At 69.8% G+C, this 17,384-nt stretch carries 18 protein-coding genes and 1 pseudogene; 9 read left to right on the forward strand and 10 right to left on the reverse strand.

Going from position 1 to position 17,384, the window contains the following annotated elements; all coding sequences use genetic code 11:
- Positions 1 to 114: 114 nt before the first annotated feature.
- The 4 genes from ACIPWY_RS31835 to ACIPWY_RS31850 form a co-directional block, all read right to left on the reverse strand.
- The gene (locus ACIPWY_RS31835) at positions 115 to 330 is read right to left on the reverse strand and encodes a winged helix-turn-helix transcriptional regulator (protein WP_393705962.1); all 216 of its coding nucleotides are present in this window, start codon (positions 328 to 330) and stop codon (positions 115 to 117) included.
- 110 nt (positions 331 to 440) lie between these two features.
- Positions 441 to 782: a hypothetical protein gene (locus ACIPWY_RS31840; RefSeq protein ID WP_401536100.1), complete on the reverse strand. Its 342-nt coding sequence runs from the start codon at positions 780 to 782 to the stop codon at positions 441 to 443.
- Entirely contained in the window at positions 779 to 1,276 is a 498-nt protein-coding gene (locus ACIPWY_RS31845) for a DinB family protein (RefSeq protein ID WP_393705988.1), read from the reverse strand. Before ACIPWY_RS31845 ends, ACIPWY_RS31840 begins: the two co-directional genes overlap by 4 nt.
- 146 nt (positions 1,277 to 1,422) lie before the next feature.
- Complete coding sequence (locus tag ACIPWY_RS31850; protein WP_362909090.1) at positions 1,423 to 1,593, reverse strand: hypothetical protein; 171 nt, start codon at positions 1,591 to 1,593, stop codon at positions 1,423 to 1,425.
- Between the two features lie 340 nt (positions 1,594 to 1,933).
- Between ACIPWY_RS31850 and ACIPWY_RS31855 the strand changes: the two genes are divergently transcribed.
- Positions 1,934 to 2,122 carry a DUF6381 family protein gene (locus ACIPWY_RS31855; protein ID WP_393705964.1) on the forward strand — a complete coding sequence of 63 codons (189 nt, stop codon included), beginning with the start codon at positions 1,934 to 1,936 and terminating at the stop codon, positions 2,120 to 2,122.
- A gap of 78 nt (positions 2,123 to 2,200) precedes the next feature.
- On the opposite strand, the pseudogene ACIPWY_RS31860 reads toward ACIPWY_RS31855, so the two are convergent.
- The 5 genes and pseudogenes from ACIPWY_RS31860 to ACIPWY_RS31880 all read right to left on the reverse strand — a co-directional run.
- Positions 2,201 to 2,524: pseudogene (locus ACIPWY_RS31860) on the reverse strand (polysaccharide deacetylase family protein); the annotation flags it as partial.
- An 818-nt stretch (positions 2,525 to 3,342) separates the two neighbouring features.
- Positions 3,343 to 3,777 (reverse strand): TIGR03668 family PPOX class F420-dependent oxidoreductase, encoded by a 435-nt coding sequence (locus ACIPWY_RS31865; RefSeq protein ID WP_362909093.1) that lies wholly within the window; start codon positions 3,775 to 3,777, stop codon positions 3,343 to 3,345.
- Between the two features lie 33 nt (positions 3,778 to 3,810).
- Entirely contained in the window at positions 3,811 to 4,638 is an 828-nt protein-coding gene (locus tag ACIPWY_RS31870) for an LLM class F420-dependent oxidoreductase (protein WP_326715573.1), read from the reverse strand.
- Positions 4,639 to 5,109: 471 nt separating this feature from the next.
- Entirely contained in the window at positions 5,110 to 5,352 is a 243-nt protein-coding gene (locus ACIPWY_RS31875; protein ID WP_393705965.1) for a hypothetical protein, read from the reverse strand.
- A gap of 31 nt (positions 5,353 to 5,383) precedes the next feature.
- Positions 5,384 to 6,577 (reverse strand): MFS transporter, encoded by a 1,194-nt coding sequence (locus ACIPWY_RS31880; protein ID WP_401536103.1) that lies wholly within the window; start codon positions 6,575 to 6,577, stop codon positions 5,384 to 5,386.
- A 260-nt stretch (positions 6,578 to 6,837) separates the two neighbouring features.
- Here ACIPWY_RS31880 and ACIPWY_RS31885 point away from each other — a divergent pair, with 260 nt between their 5' ends.
- Positions 6,838 to 7,728: a LysR family transcriptional regulator gene (locus ACIPWY_RS31885; RefSeq protein WP_393705967.1), complete on the forward strand. Its 891-nt coding sequence runs from the start codon at positions 6,838 to 6,840 to the stop codon at positions 7,726 to 7,728.
- A 144-nt stretch (positions 7,729 to 7,872) separates the two neighbouring features.
- Here the strand turns inward: ACIPWY_RS31885 and ACIPWY_RS31890 are convergent, their stop codons facing one another.
- On the reverse strand, positions 7,873 to 9,501 hold the full coding sequence (locus ACIPWY_RS31890; RefSeq protein ID WP_393705989.1) for a PucR family transcriptional regulator: 1,629 nt from the start codon (positions 9,499 to 9,501) through the stop codon (positions 7,873 to 7,875).
- A gap of 526 nt (positions 9,502 to 10,027) precedes the next feature.
- Between ACIPWY_RS31890 and ACIPWY_RS31895 the strand changes: the two genes are divergently transcribed.
- The 7 genes from ACIPWY_RS31895 to trxA all read left to right on the forward strand — a co-directional run bounded on the left by ACIPWY_RS31895 (position 10,028) and on the right by trxA (position 17,381).
- Entirely contained in the window at positions 10,028 to 10,255 is a 228-nt protein-coding gene (locus ACIPWY_RS31895) for a hypothetical protein (protein WP_401536105.1), read from the forward strand.
- Between the two features lie 155 nt (positions 10,256 to 10,410).
- Positions 10,411 to 12,309, forward strand: coding sequence for a molecular chaperone DnaK (gene dnaK, locus ACIPWY_RS31900; RefSeq protein WP_362909107.1), 1,899 nt, complete (start codon positions 10,411 to 10,413; stop codon positions 12,307 to 12,309).
- Positions 12,310 to 12,317: 8 nt separating this feature from the next.
- Positions 12,318 to 12,929 carry a nucleotide exchange factor GrpE gene (locus ACIPWY_RS31905; protein ID WP_401536108.1) on the forward strand — a complete coding sequence of 204 codons (612 nt, stop codon included), beginning with the start codon at positions 12,318 to 12,320 and terminating at the stop codon, positions 12,927 to 12,929.
- 6 nt (positions 12,930 to 12,935) lie between these two features.
- A complete protein-coding gene (locus ACIPWY_RS31910) occupies positions 12,936 to 13,889 on the forward strand; it encodes a J domain-containing protein (RefSeq protein ID WP_362909111.1) in 954 nt (317 codons plus the stop codon).
- Positions 13,886 to 14,293 (forward strand): chaperone modulator CbpM, encoded by a 408-nt coding sequence (locus ACIPWY_RS31915; RefSeq protein ID WP_393705968.1) that lies wholly within the window; start codon positions 13,886 to 13,888, stop codon positions 14,291 to 14,293. The genes ACIPWY_RS31910 and ACIPWY_RS31915 overlap by 4 nt, the downstream gene beginning before the upstream one ends.
- Positions 14,284 to 16,923 carry an ATP-dependent chaperone ClpB gene (clpB, locus tag ACIPWY_RS31920; RefSeq protein ID WP_362909115.1) on the forward strand — a complete coding sequence of 880 codons (2,640 nt, stop codon included), beginning with the start codon at positions 14,284 to 14,286 and terminating at the stop codon, positions 16,921 to 16,923. Before ACIPWY_RS31915 ends, clpB begins: the two co-directional genes overlap by 10 nt.
- Complete coding sequence (gene trxA, locus ACIPWY_RS31925; protein WP_362909117.1) at positions 16,920 to 17,381, forward strand: thioredoxin; 462 nt, start codon at positions 16,920 to 16,922, stop codon at positions 17,379 to 17,381. The genes clpB and trxA overlap by 4 nt, the downstream gene beginning before the upstream one ends.
- Positions 17,382 to 17,384 lie beyond the last annotated feature (3 nt).

Genomic DNA, 17,384 nt, shown 5'->3' on the forward strand with positions numbered 1-17,384 from the left:
CGCGTTCGCATCCGTGGGCTGGCCATGCGTACCTCTGTGGACGATCTACACGATGAGATACGCGAAGCTGCCGTCGTGAGGGGAACGTGTCAATGGGGCGGGCATCGTCGGACGTCAACTGAGCCGGTAGTCCCGCGAGCCGGCGCCCCGAGCGCGCCGAACGATCCCGGCCTCCTCAAGGCGGCGCAGCTGGTACAGCGCCGACGAAGGGCTGGCCAGGCCGACGGCCGCTGCGATCTCTCGCACCGTGGGGGCCTCACTGCGGTCGGCGATGAGCGAGCACCGACCGCCGGCGCTCCGCGTTCCCAAGACCGTGTGTCGGACGAGCAATCGTCAAGCGGTGCGGAGGGTGTCTTCTGGATTCGACGCGGTGATCTCGGCTGCGGCGAGGCGGGCTTCCTCGCGCACGTCCTGGTCGGGGTGGTTGAGGAAGGGCTCGATCATCGGCAGCGCCTTGGGGGGTGCGTGGCACCGAGGATGTAGATCGTGTGACCAAGGATCTCTGTCTCCATCGTCGGCATGGCGGCGGCCAGCGGCTTGACGAGGTCAAGGGGCAGGCGGCGGTGGTTCAACGCCTCACTGACCGCGTTCAGAGCGGACTCCCGAACCCGGGTGACGGGTTCGTTGACGGTCAGACTGACCAGACGCCTCACGATGAGGCGAGCCGTATCGGCGTCGAGAGTGGTGGCGCGTAGGAGATCCCCGAGCGAGGCGGCGGAGACGTCCCGCCGGCCCGGATCGCGGTCAGTCAGAGCTTCGAGTGCAGCGGACATGTCCTTCACGCGGCCGCCTCGGACCGCTCGACCAGGACGCTGCTCTCGAACCGGGCTCCCGCACGGACGAGCGGCTCGCGCAGGATGTCCAGGTGGCCGTTGTGGCGGGCTGTCTCCTCTGTGAGGTGGAGGAGGATCCTGCGCAGGTCGACGTGGAGGCCGTTGCGGATGGTTCGCTGGGCCTGCTTGTCCAGGCCGTTCCCGGCGATCAGTTCGCGGTAGTGGGCGCTCTGTTCCGCGTATTCGTCGAGCAGCTGCGTGAGCGGGAAGTCGACGGCGATACGCATCTCGCGGTCGGGGTCCTCCTCGGTCCAGGGGGCCCGGTCCTCCTCGCCGAGGAAGACCACCTGGAACCAGTAGTACTCGACCCAGCGGAGGTGGTTGATCACTCCGCTCATGGTCATCAGTGGTGAGCCCGGCAGGAGCGCCTTGCGGGCGTTCTCCGCGGAGACGCCCTCGCACTTGGCGCGGGCGGTGTTCAGCGCCGGTGGGCAGCCCGGCATGATCCGCCGGACAGGGCCTGGGAGTCCGGTGAACAGCGAGAGAACGAGCGCCGCAGTCGAAGTCGTCGCGACAGGCGACGCCTTCGGGACGGCCTTCCGGGCCGAGCAGTAGTGAGCCGGGCCCGGCAACGCCCAGCTCGTTGCGGTCACGTGGTCTTGATGTCGTCCACGCGCTCGCCCTCCGCCTGGGACGGCTCGGTCCTGGGGACGTCCGGGTGCTGGGCTGCACGCTCAGCCGGCTCGTCGCGCTCGCCCTCAGCTTGGGAGGGTGTGTGAGAGTACAGCCAGGTGTCGTAATCCGAGGCTTCGGACTTCATGGCGGGCCTCCCTCGGTCGCTCATTTCCTATGCTCCTCCGTCGACCCCAGCGGGGCGAGACCAGCCAGCACTGCATCTCGCGTCCCAAGCCAACGAAGCTGCCGGACGCGCAGCTCAGCCGATCCCCGGTGGTACTGGAATTCGCCGGCATCTCTGCAGCAGACCACGCACAGAGGTTCCCAGGACTGGACAGAGGTACCGCCTCGCCACACGCTGTTGCCGAACTGCGAGGGCTGTTCCACCTGCACAGGTAGCAGTGGGTGACCGCTGAAGATGCAGAGGGTGTCGGGGCCTGTTTCGCTGGTGCGGCCCGCTCTTCCTCATCACCCAAGGAGTGATCATGAGCGCTGCAGGCGAGTCCGGTCGTGCCCAGCAGATGCGTGCTAAGGCTCAGGACCTGGAACAGGCCGCGGAACGCGCCTCTGACCCGCAGGAGCGTCAGCGTCTGAAGGACAAGGCCCGCCAGCTCAAGGAGCAGAGTGAGCATGCAGGCGGTACGGGCAAGCCGGACATCGACCCGACGATGTAGTCCCGGTAGTTCCTGGCACAGACACCGGCCGGTGGCCGGCCTCCGTGACCTTCTGGCACGCGAGAGGCCCCCGGCCGGTCACTGCTGCCTCCGCTCAGTCGCCTGCGCCCACGCGCCGCCGGGCCGCAGCAATCCGCGCACCCTGCCCCTGCCGATATCCTCATGGGCTTCGACGGTCTGGGCGCGGTCGCCGCCCGCGTCGTGGAAGAGGATCGTCGGTCCGTTGGGCAGCTCCCGCTCGACGGTGGCGACGATGGTGTCCGTACCGGGGCGCTCGAAGTCCTTGCTGTCCACGTTCCAGCCCAGCGGGCGCGTGCCCCGGGAAGCGGCGAGCTTGCGGCTGTAGGGGGTGAAGGCTCCACCGGGTGCCCGGTAGTACATCGGCCGTACGCCAACCGCTGCACGAGCACCGAATTCGGGACCAACACAAGCGCCAACATCCTCAAGCTGGTCTCGCGGGTGGAGACTGTCGCAGCTGCGTGTGCTGACACGCCTGACCGCTCCAAGGACGTGATCTCCGACGTCCGCACCGCCTACGACGGTGAGAACTATGGCGAGGCGCCCTGTGCCGCTCGGAAATTCTCACGGTCGCTCATCGGTAACAGTCGCAGTATCGCGAACGTGTTCGTCACCCCCAGGTACGCCAGTCTCAGCAGCACGACTGATCATCATGCCGCGCCCACCGCTGTCAAGCGATAGCGGTGACTTGAGCGGCCTCGGCTAGCGCCGAAATCCGCTCCACCTGGATGGATGAGGTATTCGGCAAGGGCAAGGTCGTGATGCCGTCGCAAGATGGTGGCCGGAGGGACGAGTAGCAGTAGCCGCGCAGCACCGCACGGGGGGAGCGGGGCCAGGAGCGCTGCGAGGACGGCCGCCCGGTCTACGGGGGCTGAACTCTACTTTCTGCGAGTCGAGTTGGCGCTCGAGGAGAGAGAGCTGGTGCGTAGGGCGAGGATTTCTGTGGCCTTGGCGTGGTCACTCGTGTGCGGCAGGCCCAGAGCGGCGAAGAGGTGAGCAGCGGTCAGGTAGGTGAGACGGAGCAGCACGAGCGGGCCTGGCTGAGCTGCGGCGTTCGCCGCGCGCCGGGGGAGACGAGCGGTGTCGGGACGGCGAGCGGATGGACACGCAGCTTCTCCGGGGCAACGGCGGTGTCGGGTAGCCGAATAGCGGCGACGACGAGCCGTGATGGTGCCGGGGGCGGCCTGTCTCCTGCCCTACGGTCAACCCCCCGACGCGGCACGCCAGCCGTGCCACCGGCGGACGGCGATCACGAGCGCCGGACCGGTCGGCGGTCGCTGCCGGTACGGCGCGTACTTCTCCCGCAACAGGGCGACGGCCGCCGGGTACTCGCCCTGGGTGCCGGGCGGCAGCTCGCGGGCGTCACCGTCCGCGCGGACCCACCACAGCCGCTCCCAGTCCTCGTCGTACGCGTCGACGAGCAGGCAGACAGCCGGGTGGGCCGCGATGTTGTCCAAGCGTTTCAGCTGCTGTGACCTCTTCGGCTTCCAGTCGACGGCGGTGACGATCTCCTCGCCGTGGGCCGCGAAGACGACCGGCACCAGATGCGGGCGCAGGCCCGCGTCCACCGTCGCCAGGCGCGCCACCCGCGCGGTCATGAACCGGCGGCGCGCCTCGTCCCCGGCCATGTCCGGCACGGTCACCTCCTATTCAGCGGCAGCCGCGGGCTGTCACCGGTGGCCGGACGTGGCCTCGGCCAGTTCGTCCAGGGTGCGCAGCGTCTCGTTCTCCGGCAGGGTCGGCAGATACAACAGGACGCGTTCGACGCCGAGTTCGGCATAGGTGTCGAGCGCCTTGCGGTCGTGCCGGCCCGCGTACACCACGACGGACGGGCGGTCACCGGCCGTCCGCCGCATACGCGCGATGCGTTCACCCAGCTTCTCGAGCGGCAGAGCGCTCGGCATCCACGCCGCACCGTACGCGGCGACGCGTTCGAAAGCGCGCTCGCTGTCGCCCCCGACCCAGATGGGCGGATGGGGCTTCTGGACCGGCTTGGGCCAGGCGTAGACGGGATCGAAGTCGACGAAGTCGCCATGGAACTCGGCCTCCTCCTTGGTCCACAGCTCGATCATCGCGCGGATGCGTTCGTCCATGAGCCGCCCGCGGACGGCCGGATCCGTCCCGTGGTTGCGCATCTCCTCGCGGTTCCAGCCCGCGCCGACCCCGAACACGGCCCGGCCGCCGGAGATCAGATCGAGGGAGGCGACCTCCTTCGCGGTGTGGATCGGATCGCGCTGGATCACCAGAGCGATGCCGGTGCCCAGGAGCAGGTCCCGGGTCACCGAGGCGGCCGCGGCGAGCGCCACGAACGGGTCGAGCGTCCGGTAGTAGATCCGCGGCAGCTCACCGCCCCCCGGGTACGGGGACTCCCGCTTGACCGGAATATGCGAGTGCTCGGCCAGCAGCAGGGAGTCGAACCCACGCTCCTCCAGGGCGGGTCCCAACGCCTTGGGGCCGATGCCCTCATCGGTGACAAATGTCGATACTCCGAACTTCATTCGCGACCACCCCGTCTCGTCGGCACACCTGCTGTCAGTGTGACGCGGTCGGTCGCTCCTCGTCGGGCATGACCTCCCGCGGCGTGGCGTCCGGACCCTATGCCCACTGTCACTGCCCGACCCACGCGTCCGCCGGCCGCTGCAGGGCCACCTCGCGCAGCGCCGCAGTGGTGAGGCGAGAACGCCGGCGATTGCACGTGGGTCGTCACGGAGCCCGCAGACGATGTCGAGCATCCGCGCCCGGCCCTCGCGACCGTGTGGCACCTGCCCCAGTACCAGCTGGATGGTGGCCCGGGCGCGGCCGGTGGCGGCCACCAGGTCCTCGACATTGCGCAGTTCCTCATCGAGCCGGCCTCCGAACACGCTGCGCTGCCCGTCGACCGTCATCAGGGCAGGCGTCCGCGTCCTCGGGGACCAGCCGGTCGATGTCCGGGACCCCGTACCCGTCGGTCCTACGTCGTCTCATTGCCATCACTTCACCCACATGGGGCGCTCGGCTCGGCCCTGTTGCTTGAGATCGGCGAGTTTCCGGATGTGAGGGACCTCAATCCGGCTCGTTGATCCGCATATCTCGCAGCAGTCCGCGAGGAGCCGCTTCACCAACTCGGTGGTGCCGATGCGGTTGGGTTTCAACGGCTCTCGGTCGGCCATTACCGCTGGGCACTGCCGTTTGAGCGGGACGCCGTCGAAGCGGGCAACCAGCGCCTTCTTCACCCACCTCCGCGCTCGACGATGACTTCAAAGGTCAGGAGCGGCGAGCGGACTGCGCCGAGAGCGCGCCGGGACCGGGTGCGCGTTCGCGCAACGCGACGGCGACCGACACAACGGCGCCGCAGGAGAGGACCACCGCGAAGCCGATCATCGCGGTCTGCACGGCGAAATGCCGCAGGGCGATGCTGAACAGGACGGAGGGCAGGCCCATGCCCAGGTACGCGATGACGAAGAACACGGCGAGGACCCCCGCGCGTGAGGCGGGCTCGGCCACTGAAACGGCACGTTCGACGCCTCCCTTGAACAGCAGCCCGGAGCCGGCTCCCGACAGGGACACGGCGACCAGGTAGAGCCAGAGCGCCGGGTGGTAGAGGGCGACGGCGCACAGGACCAGGCCGACCGGGAATACCACTGCCCCCACGGTCAGGACCCGGGGCAGTGGGAGGCGGCCCAGCACCAGCTGGGCGGCCGCCGCGGAACCGAACATGAGGAAGGCCGACAAGCCGACCACGAGGTGCGAGTCGGTGTGCAGGGTGCCATGGAGCACGCTCGCCCCGAGGGAGGAGATCAGGCCGAGGATCGCGAAGGCGAAGGCGCCCAGCGCGCCGGCCGCGCCGAACGTCCGCCCGCCGCCGGGGCGCAGGACGAACCTGCTGGGCGGTTCGGCCGCGGGCAGCTCCAGGTCCACGGTCTCCGGGGTGGACAGCACCAGCGCCAGGCACACCGCCATGGCGAGCGTGAAGATCGCCTGGACGGTGATCAGGGGCGTGGGAAGCCACTCGGCGGCGGCTCCGGCGACCAGGGGCCCTGAGGCCAGGCCGCCGAGGTTGGCGGCGGTGGCCACGATGCCGGGCAGCACCGAACCCGTCTGTTCCGGACGGGCCTCGTGGTGGAGGTCGTGCAGGTACGTCGTCGCGGTCGAGGCCATCAACCCCAGTCCGACACCGTTCAGGATCCTGCCCGTGATCAGCCCCGGCAGGTCCTGCCACGTGATCAGTACGACCGAGGCGACGATGCCAACCAGCAGCGCAGGGACGATGACGCGCCGTCGGCCGAGCCGGTCCGACAGGTGTCCCAGTCCGAGGAAGGCGGCCGCTGCGCCCACGACCATCGAGGCGTACGCCACCGTGACCGTGGTCGCGCCGAAGTGGTCCCGGGCCTCGTACAGCGGCCACAGCGGGGTCGGCGCGGTACCGAAGGCCATAAGTACGGTGAAGGCCACCGCCACGAACCAAAAGCCGGTCGTGTGCGAGGCACGACGCCGGGCGGGGGCGCGGGGCGGCAGGTCGGCGGGAGCGGGTGCTGGGATCGGATGGGTCGGGTCGTCGGGAGCGTCAGCTGTGGGACGGCTCAGCGGCGTCGGAACGGCAGGCAGGGGTACCCCTCCTCGGGCGGAAGTGGATGGCGCTTTCCAGTCTCCTCACCAGCCGGGATCAGTGCCAACGAATGTTTTTGCTGGGCTCGAGCACTGCGAGTGATACTTCTCGTGTGGAGCTACGTCAGCTGGAACAGTTCATCGCGGTCGCCGAGGAGTTGAGTTTCACGCGTGCCGCCCGACGGCTGCACGTGGTGCAGTCCGGGGTGTCCGCCGCGATCCGCTCCCTGGAACGCGAGCTCGGTTGCGCGCTGTTCGAGCGCACATCGCAGCAGGTCCGGCTCACCGGGGCGGGCGCGGCGCTGCTGCCGGAGGCGCGGGCCACCCTGCACGCCGCCCAGGCGGCCCAGGACGCCGTGCGCGCCGCACAGGACACGCTGCGCGGCACGGTGAATGTGGGCGCCATGGCCTCGGTCGAGGTGGTGGACCTGCCTGCGCTCCTCGGGCAGCTGCACGCGCGGCATCCGGCGATCGACGTCCGGCTGCGGCTGGCGACGACCGGATCGGCGGGACTGGCGCACGCACTGCTCAGCGGGGACCTGGACGTGGCTTTCCTGTCGCTGCCCGAGCACAAACCCGCCGGGATCGACGCACGGGAGCTGGCCACCGTGCCGCTCGTCCTGGTGGTGAGCGCCGCCCATCCGCTCGCGCAGCGGGGGGAGGTGGCACTTGCGGACCTCGCGGGGGAGCCCTTCGTGGACTTTCCACCGGGCTACGGCAACCGCGAGGTGGTCGACCGGGCGTTCGCGGTGGCGGGCGTCGTACGCCGGGTGGCACTGGAAGTGCCCGACATCGACATGGGGGCGGCACTGGTCCGGCACGGTCTGGGCATCGCCTTCCTGCCCGCGTTCGCCGTTGCCCGCACCCCCGGCCTGCAAGTCCTGGACGTCCACGGCACCATGCTCCGCTGGAGCATGCATCTCGGCACGTCGTCGACCCGGCGGCCCAGCTCGGCCCTGCGGGCGCTGCTCGACCTGGTCGACCTCCACGTCATCGCCCTGTGACGCGCGGGCCGCGGCTCGCGCGTCACAGGGCGATGGTGTCCGGCCCCCTTACGCTCGCTTCGCTCCGGCGGCGACATCTGCCGCAGCATCCGCTGACGCTCAGGCTGCCTTCGTCCACAGGCGGGCGCCGGTTCCAGCGGGGCATCAGCCAGGTCCGCCCAGCACGATCGTCCACACTCGGGTCGCCACCTGGAGGTTGAGGCGGTCCTCGACGTTCGCGAGGTCGTTGCCGCTGATGTCGCGGATGCGCTGGAGCCGATAGCGCAGCGTGCTGCGGTGGATCGCGAGGGATTCGGCGGTCACGTCGTAGTTGCCGCCGCAGTCGAAGTACCGGGACAGGGTCTCCACCATGGCCGTATGGTGCCGGGAGTCGTAGTCGATGAGCTGCCCGAGCCACTCGTGGACGAATGTCTCTAGTTCCCGGTAATCGTTGCCAGGCCCCAGTACGCGGTAGAGGCCGAGCTCGTCGAAGAATGTCGTGCCGTAGCGCTCGTGGGAGTGGCGGCGTACTTCCAGGGCGCGCTGCGCCTCCTGGTAGCGGTGGGGGATGTCGTCCAGGGAGTCGCACAGGGCGCTCACCCCGATCGTCCCGGACCGTGTCCCGGTCTCCCGGGCGAGCGCCTCGTACAGCGCGCGGGCGTGCGGCCTGTCGTCGGCGACCAGGACCACGTGGTCGGTACGTCTCGTCAGCAGCGAGCGCATGCCCACGGCAGAGGCCGCTCGGCCCACGGTCTGCGCGAAGGAATCGTCCGCAGTCCGGTTCGACCACTGCACCACGACGATGTACTGGCTGCGGTGGAGGTCGTGTCCGACTGCCTCGGACCGGGCGTAGGCGCTCGCCTCGTCCGTCCCTGCCAGGAGGTCGTCGACCAGCTCGCGGTGCAGCTTCAGCTCCACTTCGGCCAGATTACGCAGGTGCGCGAGCTCCGGGGCGAGCGACGTGGCGGCGTGTTCCAGCGCGAGCACGGTGTGTTCGTCGGCCTCGCCCCGGGCATCGACCAGGGCCAGCACGCCCAGGACCTCGCCGTGCGGGCGGATCAGAGTTGTCAGCCGGTCCCTTATCCGCACCGGCCCGACCTCCCGGGCAGCCGCATGCAGCATTTCGTCCTGGTGCACGGGGTCCGGCTCCGGATAGGGATCGGGGCGGCTGGGGCCGGTCCAGGACCTCAGCCGACCGAAGCGGTCTTCGACCAGCGCGGGGAGTCCCGTGAGTTCGTGCAGTGCGCGGGTGATGGCTTCCTCGCCGCCGCCCGAGGCAGCGACGTCGGCCATGAGCGCGTGAATGGCCCACTGGCATCTCAGCTCAGCGACGACGGAGATCAGCTGCCGCTGGAGGGCCGTCCGTTCCTCCCTCAGTCGGTGCAGCTCCAGCGCGTCCTCGCGTTGGCGGCGGTGTGTGAAGGCGGCTGACAGGGCGGCAGCGGTGTGCCGGACGAGCGTGGCGAGCAGGGAGCGCTCGGCCTCGGTGGGTCGGGAGCGGGACGTCACCACAAGGTAGCCATGGAGTCCCTCAAGTCCGCGTAGCCCCAGAGCCCGGCCCCAGGGTCGGCCGGGTACGGTCACAGAGCCGTCCTGCCCGGCCAGCTCCCGCACCCTCCGGCCCACGGCCGAGGTATGGATCTGCCCGTCCCTCGGGTTGGGGACCAGGTCGCCGCCCACCTTGAGGTATCCGGCCTCTGCGCGGTATGGCCCTGCGGCGGCTACGTGGTCCATGGCCAGGCGCAGGATCTCGCCTTCGTCACGGGTTCCGGACAGGGCGCTGAAGAGCACCATCAGTTCGTGGAGGGCGTGATCGGCCGGGGTTGGAACGAGGTGGGCGAGGCCCTCTCCCCGTGGCCGTCGACTGCCGCCCGGCGCTGCCCAGCGGAAGGCTGCTCTCCGGGTCGGACGGCGGCGGTGCAGGTTGTGCGCCCGGCTGCCAGCCATCGGAACCCTCCCTTTCCTGAGCCCTCAGAGAGGTGGCAGCGATCCTTCCTGTGCGCCTCCCCTCCCAATTTACCCGTGCTGTCGGGAGACTTCGTCTCGTGCTCGCAGGGCGACAGGCTCCGCTGCTCTTTGACCTGCCGGGTGCAGGCGTAGAGCTGCTTGGTCTGCGAGTCTGGGAACTGCTGGGGGCCGTCGTGCACACAGTCAGGAAGGACTGGGCGATGACCGAGCAGCCTTGTAGGCCGGTTGCCACGGACGAGACGTACCAGGAAGCCGAACGCGCAGTCGACCACCTTTCGGACTCGGGGTCTCCCGCGCCGAGGGTGGCCGTCGTCGGCCAGACGTCCGCCTCGTCGAGCAGGGCATCGGCCGCATGGACTACGGCACGGCCGTCCTGTACGGAGCGGTGAGCGGGCCCCTTCCCGGTGCGCTGATCGCCTGGCCCTTCGGCCTGGACGACCGGCTCGACCACGTCATCTCCGCCCTGCTCCTCACCCTGTACGGGCTGATCTTCGGAGCAGTCGTCGGCGCGCTGTTCGGCATGCTGCTGCACGCCCTGCAGGGCGTGCGCCGGGATTTCGCCTCGCTCCGCTCGATGTAGCCGAGCAAGTACGAGGTCGTCGTGCACGAGGCGGTCGCCGACAAGGCCGTGCGGCTGATCGGCGGGCTGCGGACCACCGGCGGAGGTCCCATCCGTACCTGAACGAACGTGATCCGGAGAGTCGGCGCAGGCCGCCGCACCGGGAGGAGTTCCTCATGGCCAAGGCAGTGGGCATCGATCTGGGCACCACCAACTCGGTGATCGCCGCGTGGGAGGGCGGCGAGCCGTCCGTCGTGCCCAACAGCGAGGGCAACCGCACGACACCATCCGTGGTCGCCTTCACCGATACCGGCGAGCGCCTGGTGGGCCAGCTGGCCCGGCGCCAGGCGATCCTCAACCCCAAGGGCACCATCTATTCGGCCAAGCGGTTCATCGGCCGGCACTTCGACGAGATCTCTGACGAGGCCAGGGCGGTGGCGTACGACATCGTCGAGGGCGACGGCGGGGCGGCCCGCTTCAAGGTGCGCGACAAGCTGTACGCGCCGGAGGAGATCAGCGCGCAGGTGCTGCGCAAACTCGCCGACGACGCCTCCAAGCAGCTGGGGGAGCGGGTCACGGAGGCGGTCATCACGGTGCCCGCCTACTTCAACGACGCTCAGCGCACCGCCACCAAGGACGCCGGACGGATCGCGGGACTGGAGGTGCTGCGGATCATCAACGAGCCGACGGCGGCTGCCCTCGCGTACGGCATGGACAAGAAGGAGCACGAGACTGTCCTCGTCTTCGACCTGGGCGGCGGCACCTTCGACGTGAGCATTCTCGACGTCGGCGATGGCGTGGTGGAGGTGCGCTCCACCGCCGGCGACAGCCACCTGGGCGGTGACGACTTCGACCGGCGTCTGGTGGATTACCTCGCGGACGACTTCCAGAAGGAGAACGGCATCGACCTGCGCCAGGACCCGCAGGCGCTGCAACGACTGTTCGAGGCGGCGGAGAAGGCCAAGACCGAGCTCAGTTCGGTGACGCAGACGCAGGTCAGCCTGCCGTTCATCACCGCCGACGCCTCGGGCCCCAAGCACCTCACGGACTCGATCATGCGGTCCACGTTCGAGCAGATCACCGGCGACCTGGTGGAGCGTTGCCTGGGACCGGTCCAGCAGGCGATGGCCGACGCCAAGGTCGGCGAGAGCGACATCGACGAGGTCATCCTCGTCGGCGGTTCCACCCGCATCCCCGCTGTCCAGGCTCTGGTCCGCCGACTGACCGGAGGCAAGGAACCCAACATGAGCGTCAATCCCGATGAGGTCGTGGCCCTGGGTGCCGCGATCCAGGCCGGGGTGCTCAAGGGCGAGGTCAAGGACGTCCTGCTGCTCGACGTCACCCCCTTGTCGCTGGGCGTCGAGACGCGCGGCGGAGTGATGACGAAGATCATTGAGCGGAACACCACCATCCCGGTGCGCCGCAGCGAGACCTTCTCCACCGCCGAGGACAACCAGCCGGCCGTCGATGTGGTGGTCCTCCAGGGCGAGCGCGAGCGGGCCGCCGACAACCGGGTACTGGGCAGGTTCCAGCTCACCGACATCCGGCCGGCGCCGCGGGGCGAACCACAGATCGAGGTCACCTTCGACATCGACGCAAACGGCATCCTCAACGTCAAGGCCCGCGACCGGGACACGGGCAAGGAACAGGGCATCACCATCAGCGAGAGCTCCAACCTGGACCGCAGTGAGGTCGAACGCATGGTCCAGGAGGCCGAGCACAACCAGGGCCAGGACCAGGCACTCCGCGAGGCCGTTGACGCCCGTAACGAGCTCGACGCCGTCGCATACCAGGTCGACAAGCGCCTCGCCGAACTGGGCGACGCAGCGCCCGCACACGAGAAGGCACGCGCCGAGATGCTCGTGTCCGACGCCCGGGCGGCGGTCAAGGAAGAGGCGGGCGTGGAGCGCGTACGGCCCCTGACCTCCGAACTCCAGCAGGTGCTTGCCGGGCTGACGGCCCATCAGGGCGCCGCCACCACGGACGGCCCCGGCCAGGACGCCGCCACCAGCGGTCCCACGAGCGGCGGTGAAGGTGGCGACGATGTCATCGACGCCGAATTCGACAAGGACTGAGGCGCGCCATGCCCAGCCACCCCCAGGAACCCGACCGGGCCGCGTCGGATCCGATCGAACCGACCCCGGAAGGCGCCGTACGCCCTCCCCGCGGGGATCTGCCCCAACCGGCCCCCCCGACCCGGCCGGAAGCGGCGAACGGCGAACCGGGACCCGACGCCGCCGGCCCCGCGCTAGCCGAGGACGAGTACACGACCGCGATCCAAGAACTGGAGGACCGCTGGCGGCGCGCGCTCGCCGACCTCGACAACCTTCGCAAGCGCCACGCCAGGGAACTGGAGCGCGAACGGGCAGTCGAGCGGTCCCGCACCGCGGCCGCATTCCTGCCCGTCCTCGACAACCTCGAACTCGCCCTGACCCACGCCGGGGCCGATCCGGGCGCGATCGTGGAGGGCATCCAGGCCGTACGCGACCAGGCGGTGAACGTCCTCGAACTGCTCGGCTACCCGCGCCACGCGGAGACAGGCGTCGCCTTCGATCCGGCCCGGCACGAGGTGGTCGGCGTCGTCCAGGACCCCGACGCCCCACCAGGCACGGTCGTCGAGGTGCTGCGCCCCGGATACGGGGACGGCGAGCGGCAGCTCAGGCCCGCCGCCGTGACTGTCGCGAAGCGGGAGTGACCGGTCATGGCACGGGACTTCTACGAGGTACTGGGCGTGTCGCGGACCGCGAGCCAGGACGAGATACAGCAGGAATATCGCAAACTCGCACGCAAGTACCACCCCGACGTCAACAAGGACCCGGAGGCGGAGGAACGCTTCAAGGACCTCAACGAGGCTTACAGCGTCCTGTCGGACCCGAAGACCCGGGCCCGTTACGACCGCTTCGGCGAGGACTTCCGCAAGATCCCCGAGGACTTCGACGAACGGGTCGCGGCCGGAGCGGGCGGCGGCTTCCGCGCTCGGAGGACCGCGGGCGCGGGCGGCCCCCGTGTCCGGTACACCACCGGCTTCGGCGACGACTTCGCAACGGAGGGTGTCGACATCGAGGACCTGCTCGGCTCGCTCTTCGGAGCAGGCGCCGCACCCGCCGGCGTACCAGGAGCCGACCAGGAGGCCGAACTGCTGCTCACCGTCGAGGAGGCGTACAAGGGCGGCCGTCGCACCGTCACGCTCGCCGGTCCCACCGGGCAGCCGCGGCGCTACGAGGTCGACGTGCCACCCGGCGTCACTGACGGGCAACGCATCCGCCTGGCGGGCGAGGGAGGCCGCGGCAGTGGTGACGCCCCCGCGGGCGACCTGTACCTGCGGGTGCGTATCCAGTCCCACCCCCGGTTCCGGCTGGACGGCCGCGACGTGCACGTCCAGGTCCCGGTAGCCCCCTGGGAGGCGGCCCTGGGTGCGACCGTGCCGGTGCCCACCCCCGGCGGTGGCACGGCCAAGGTCACGGTGCCCGCGGGGTCGTCCAGCGGCCGGCGCCTGCGGCTGCGCGGCGAGGGCATGCCGAACCCGCGCGGCGCGAACGGCGACCTGTACGCCGAACTCCGCATCATGGTGCCGCCCACCCTCGGCGAGCGGGAGCGCGAACTGTTCGAGGAGCTCGCTGCCACCTCCTCGTTCGACCCCAGGAGGACGCGATGAACGACCGACCCGCGGGAGCGGCAGGCATCGGCCGGGCCGGCGTGGGCGACCGTCCGGTACGGACGGGCACCGATGTCACTGCCTCGACGGCCGTCCGGTACGCGCTCGTGCCCGCCCCCAGGCTCTCCCTGGACGCCGTGGCCCGTCGCTCGGGACTCCACCCCGACCTGATCCGCCGGTTCGTCGCCCTCGGCCTCGTCGACGCCGAACGCGACGCCGCGGGGCATCTGGTGTTCGACCCCACGGCACCGGCGGTCCTCGCCCGCATCCAGCGGCTGCGCACCGGACTCTGCCTCAACTACGCATCCATCGGCCTGGTGCTCGACCTGCTCGACCGCATCAGCCTGCTCGAAGCCGCCCTGCGCGACCGAGGCACGAGGAGTGAAACACCCCCATGGACATGAACCGTCTCACCCAAAAGTCCCAGGAAGCCCTCCAGGAGGCCCAGACCGCGGCCGTCCGCATGGGGCACACCGAGGTCGACGGGGAACACCTGCTGCTCGCACTTCTCGATCAGCAGGACGGTCTGATCCCACGGTTGCTGCAACAGGCCGGCACCGAGCCGAAGGAACTTCGCGAGGCCGTGCGCGAGGAGCTCTCCCGCCGCCCGAAGGTCACCGGCCCCGGCGCGGCACCCGGCCAGGTCTTCGTCACTCAGCGCCTCGCCCGACTGCTCGATGCCGCCGAGCGGGAGGCCAAACGCCTCAAGGACGAGTATGTGTCCGTGGAACATCTCCTGCTCGCCCTGGCTGAGGAGGGCTCGGCGACCGCCGCCGGGCGACTGCTCAACCAGGCCGGCATCACCAGGGACTCGTTCCTGAGCGCGCTCACCCAGGTCCGGGGCAACCAGCGCGTCACCTCCGCCAACCCCGAAGTGGCCTACGAGGCTCTGGAGAAGTACGGCCGCGATCTCGTCGCCGAGGCCAGGGACGGCAGGCTCGACCCGGTCATCGGCCGGGACGCAGAGATCCGCCGAGTCACTCAGATCCTCAGCCGCAAGACCAAGAACAACCCCGTCCTCATCGGCGACCCCGGCGTCGGCAAGACCGCCATCGTCGAGGGCCTCGCCCAGCGCATCGTCCGCGGCGACGTCCCCGAGGGCCTGCGCGAGAAGACGGTGTTCGCCCTGGACATGGGTTCCCTGGTCGCCGGCGCCAAGTATCGCGGGGAGTTCGAGGAACGCCTCAAGGCTGTGCTCAGCGAGGTCACGGCCGCCCAGGGGCGCATCCTGCTCTTCGTCGACGAACTGCACACCGTCGTCGGCGCGGGCGCCGCCGAAGGGGCCATGGACGCGGGCAACATGCTCAAGCCGATGCTGGCCCGCGGCGAACTCCACATGATCGGCGCCACCACCCTCGACGAGTACCGCAAGCACATCGAGAAGGATGCCGCCCTCGAACGCCGCTTCCAGCAGGTACTGGTCGACGAGCCGAGTGTGGAGGACACCATCTCCATCCTGCGCGGACTGCGCGAACGCCTGGAGATCTTCCACGGCGTGAAGATCCAGGACACCGCGCTGGTCTCCGCGGCCACCCTCAGCCACCGTTACATCACCGACCGGTTCCTGCCCGACAAGGCCATCGACCTCGTCGACGAGGCGTGCGCCCGGCTGCGTACCGAGATCGACTCGATGCCCGCCGAACTCGACGAGATCACCCGCCGCGTCACCCGCCTGGAGATCGAGGACGCGGCTCTGTCCAAGGAGACCGACCCCGCCAGCAAGACCCGCCTGGAGGAGCTGCGCAGGGAACTGGCCGACCTGCGCGGCGAGGCCGACGCCAAACACGCCCAATGGGAGGCCGAACGGCAGGCGATCCGCCGCGTGCAGGAGCTGCGCCAGGAACTGGAGCAGGTCCGCCACGACGCGGAGGAGGCCGAACGCGCCTACGACCTCAACCGCGCCGCCGAACTCCGCTACGGCCGACTCCAGGACCTGGAGCGCCGACTTGCCGCGGAGGAGGAGCAACTGGCCGCGAAACAAGGGCAGAACCGGCTGCTGCGCGAGGTCGTCACCGAGGAGGAGATCGCCGAGATCGTCGCCGCCTGGACCGGCATCCCCGTCGCCCGGCTCCAGGAGGGCGAACGCGAGAAACTGCTGCGCCTCGACGAGATCCTGCGTGAGCGCGTCATCGGCCAGGACGAGGCCGTCAAGCTCGTCGCCGACGCCATCATCCGCGCCCGCTCCGGCATCCGCGACCCTCGCCGCCCCATCGGCTCGTTCATCTTCCTCGGCCCCACCGGCGTCGGGAAGACCGAGTTGGCCAAGACCCTCGCCCGGACCCTGTTCGACTCCGAGGAGAACATGGTCCGCCTCGACATGAGCGAGTACCAGGAGCGGCACACCGTCAGCCGACTGATGGGGGCACCGCCCGGATACGTCGGCTACGAGGAAGGCGGCCAGCTCACCGAGGCCGTACGCCGCAAGCCGTACTCGGTCGTGCTGTTCGACGAGATCGAGAAAGCGCACACCGATGTCTTCAACACCCTGCTGCAGATCCTCGACGACGGCCGCATCACCGACGCCCAGGGCCGCACCGTCGACTTCCGCAACACCGTGATCATCATGACGTCCAACATCGGTTCCGAGCACCTCCTCGACGGCGCCACCGCCGAGGGCGAGATCAAGCCGGACGCCCGCGCCCTGGTGATGGGCGAGCTGCGCGGGCACTTCCGCCCGGAGTTCCTCAACCGCGTCGACGACATCGTGCTGTTCAAGCCGCTCGGTGAGCGGCAGATCGAGCGGATCGTGGAGCTGCAGTTCGACGAACTGCGGCAGCGGGTCGCCGAACGGCGCATCACCGTCGAACTCACCGACGCAGCCCGAGAAGTGATCGCCCACCAAGGCTACGACCCGGTGTACGGGGCCCGGCCACTGCGCCGCTACATCTCCCACGAGGTAGAGACACTGGTCGGGCGCGCCCTGCTGCGCGGCGACGTGCAGGACGGCGCGACGGTCCGCGTCGACGCCGAACACGGAGAGCTGGTGGTCACCTACGACCAGCAGGAGGGGGCCCGGGAAGCGAGGGCGGCGTGAACACCACCCGCACGACGACGGTGACCTGCCCGAACTGCGGGCGCGACAACCGGATTCCCGTGGCCGCCGAGGGCCGCCCCAAATGCGGCCACTGCAAGTACGCCCTGCCCTGGATCGTCGACGCGGACGACGACGACTTCGCCGAGATCGCCGACAACGCCACCACGCCTGTCGTCGTCGACCTCTGGGCCACCTGGTGCGGCCCCTGCCGCACGGTCAGCCCCGCCCTCGAACAAGTCGCCCGCGACCTCGCCGGACGGATCAAGCTCGTCAAGGTCGACGTCGACAAGAACCCACGGGTCAGCCGGCGGTTCGAGGTACAGGCGGTGCCGACCCTGCTCGTCATGGACCAGGGCGAGACGGTCGCCCGGCAGGCCGGCGCGGCACCCGCGCACGTCCTGCGTGAGTGGGTCGAACAGGCCATGGCGGGTCGGCAAACCGCCGCGGGCCGCGGCTGAGCA

This window comes from Streptomyces sp. NPDC090032 (assembly GCF_044748025.1).
GTDB lineage: Bacteria > Actinomycetota > Actinomycetes > Streptomycetales > Streptomycetaceae > Streptomyces.

Coding starts and splice junctions, on each gene's coding strand:
- ACIPWY_RS31895 (WP_401536105.1), top strand. CDS start 10,028: ATGGACTACGGCACGGCCGTCCTGTACGGAGCGGTGAGCGGGCCCCTT.
- clpB (WP_362909115.1), top strand. CDS start 14,284: ATGGACATGAACCGTCTCACCCAAAAGTCCCAGGAAGCCCTCCAGGAG.
- dnaK (WP_362909107.1), top strand. CDS start 10,411: ATGGCCAAGGCAGTGGGCATCGATCTGGGCACCACCAACTCGGTGATC.
- ACIPWY_RS31910 (WP_362909111.1), top strand. CDS start 12,936: ATGGCACGGGACTTCTACGAGGTACTGGGCGTGTCGCGGACCGCGAGC.
- ACIPWY_RS31915 (WP_393705968.1), top strand. CDS start 13,886: ATGAACGACCGACCCGCGGGAGCGGCAGGCATCGGCCGGGCCGGCGTG.
- ACIPWY_RS31850 (WP_362909090.1), bottom strand. CDS start 1,593: ATGAAGTCCGAAGCCTCGGATTACGACACCTGGCTGTACTCTCACACA.
- ACIPWY_RS31855 (WP_393705964.1), top strand. CDS start 1,934: ATGAGCGCTGCAGGCGAGTCCGGTCGTGCCCAGCAGATGCGTGCTAAG.
- ACIPWY_RS31870 (WP_326715573.1), bottom strand. CDS start 4,638: ATGAAGTTCGGAGTATCGACATTTGTCACCGATGAGGGCATCGGCCCC.
- ACIPWY_RS31845 (WP_393705988.1), bottom strand. CDS start 1,276: ATGCCGGGCTGCCCACCGGCGCTGAACACCGCCCGCGCCAAGTGCGAG.
- ACIPWY_RS31905 (WP_401536108.1), top strand. CDS start 12,318: ATGCCCAGCCACCCCCAGGAACCCGACCGGGCCGCGTCGGATCCGATC.
- ACIPWY_RS31890 (WP_393705989.1), bottom strand. CDS start 9,501: ATGGTGCTCTTCAGCGCCCTGTCCGGAACCCGTGACGAAGGCGAGATC.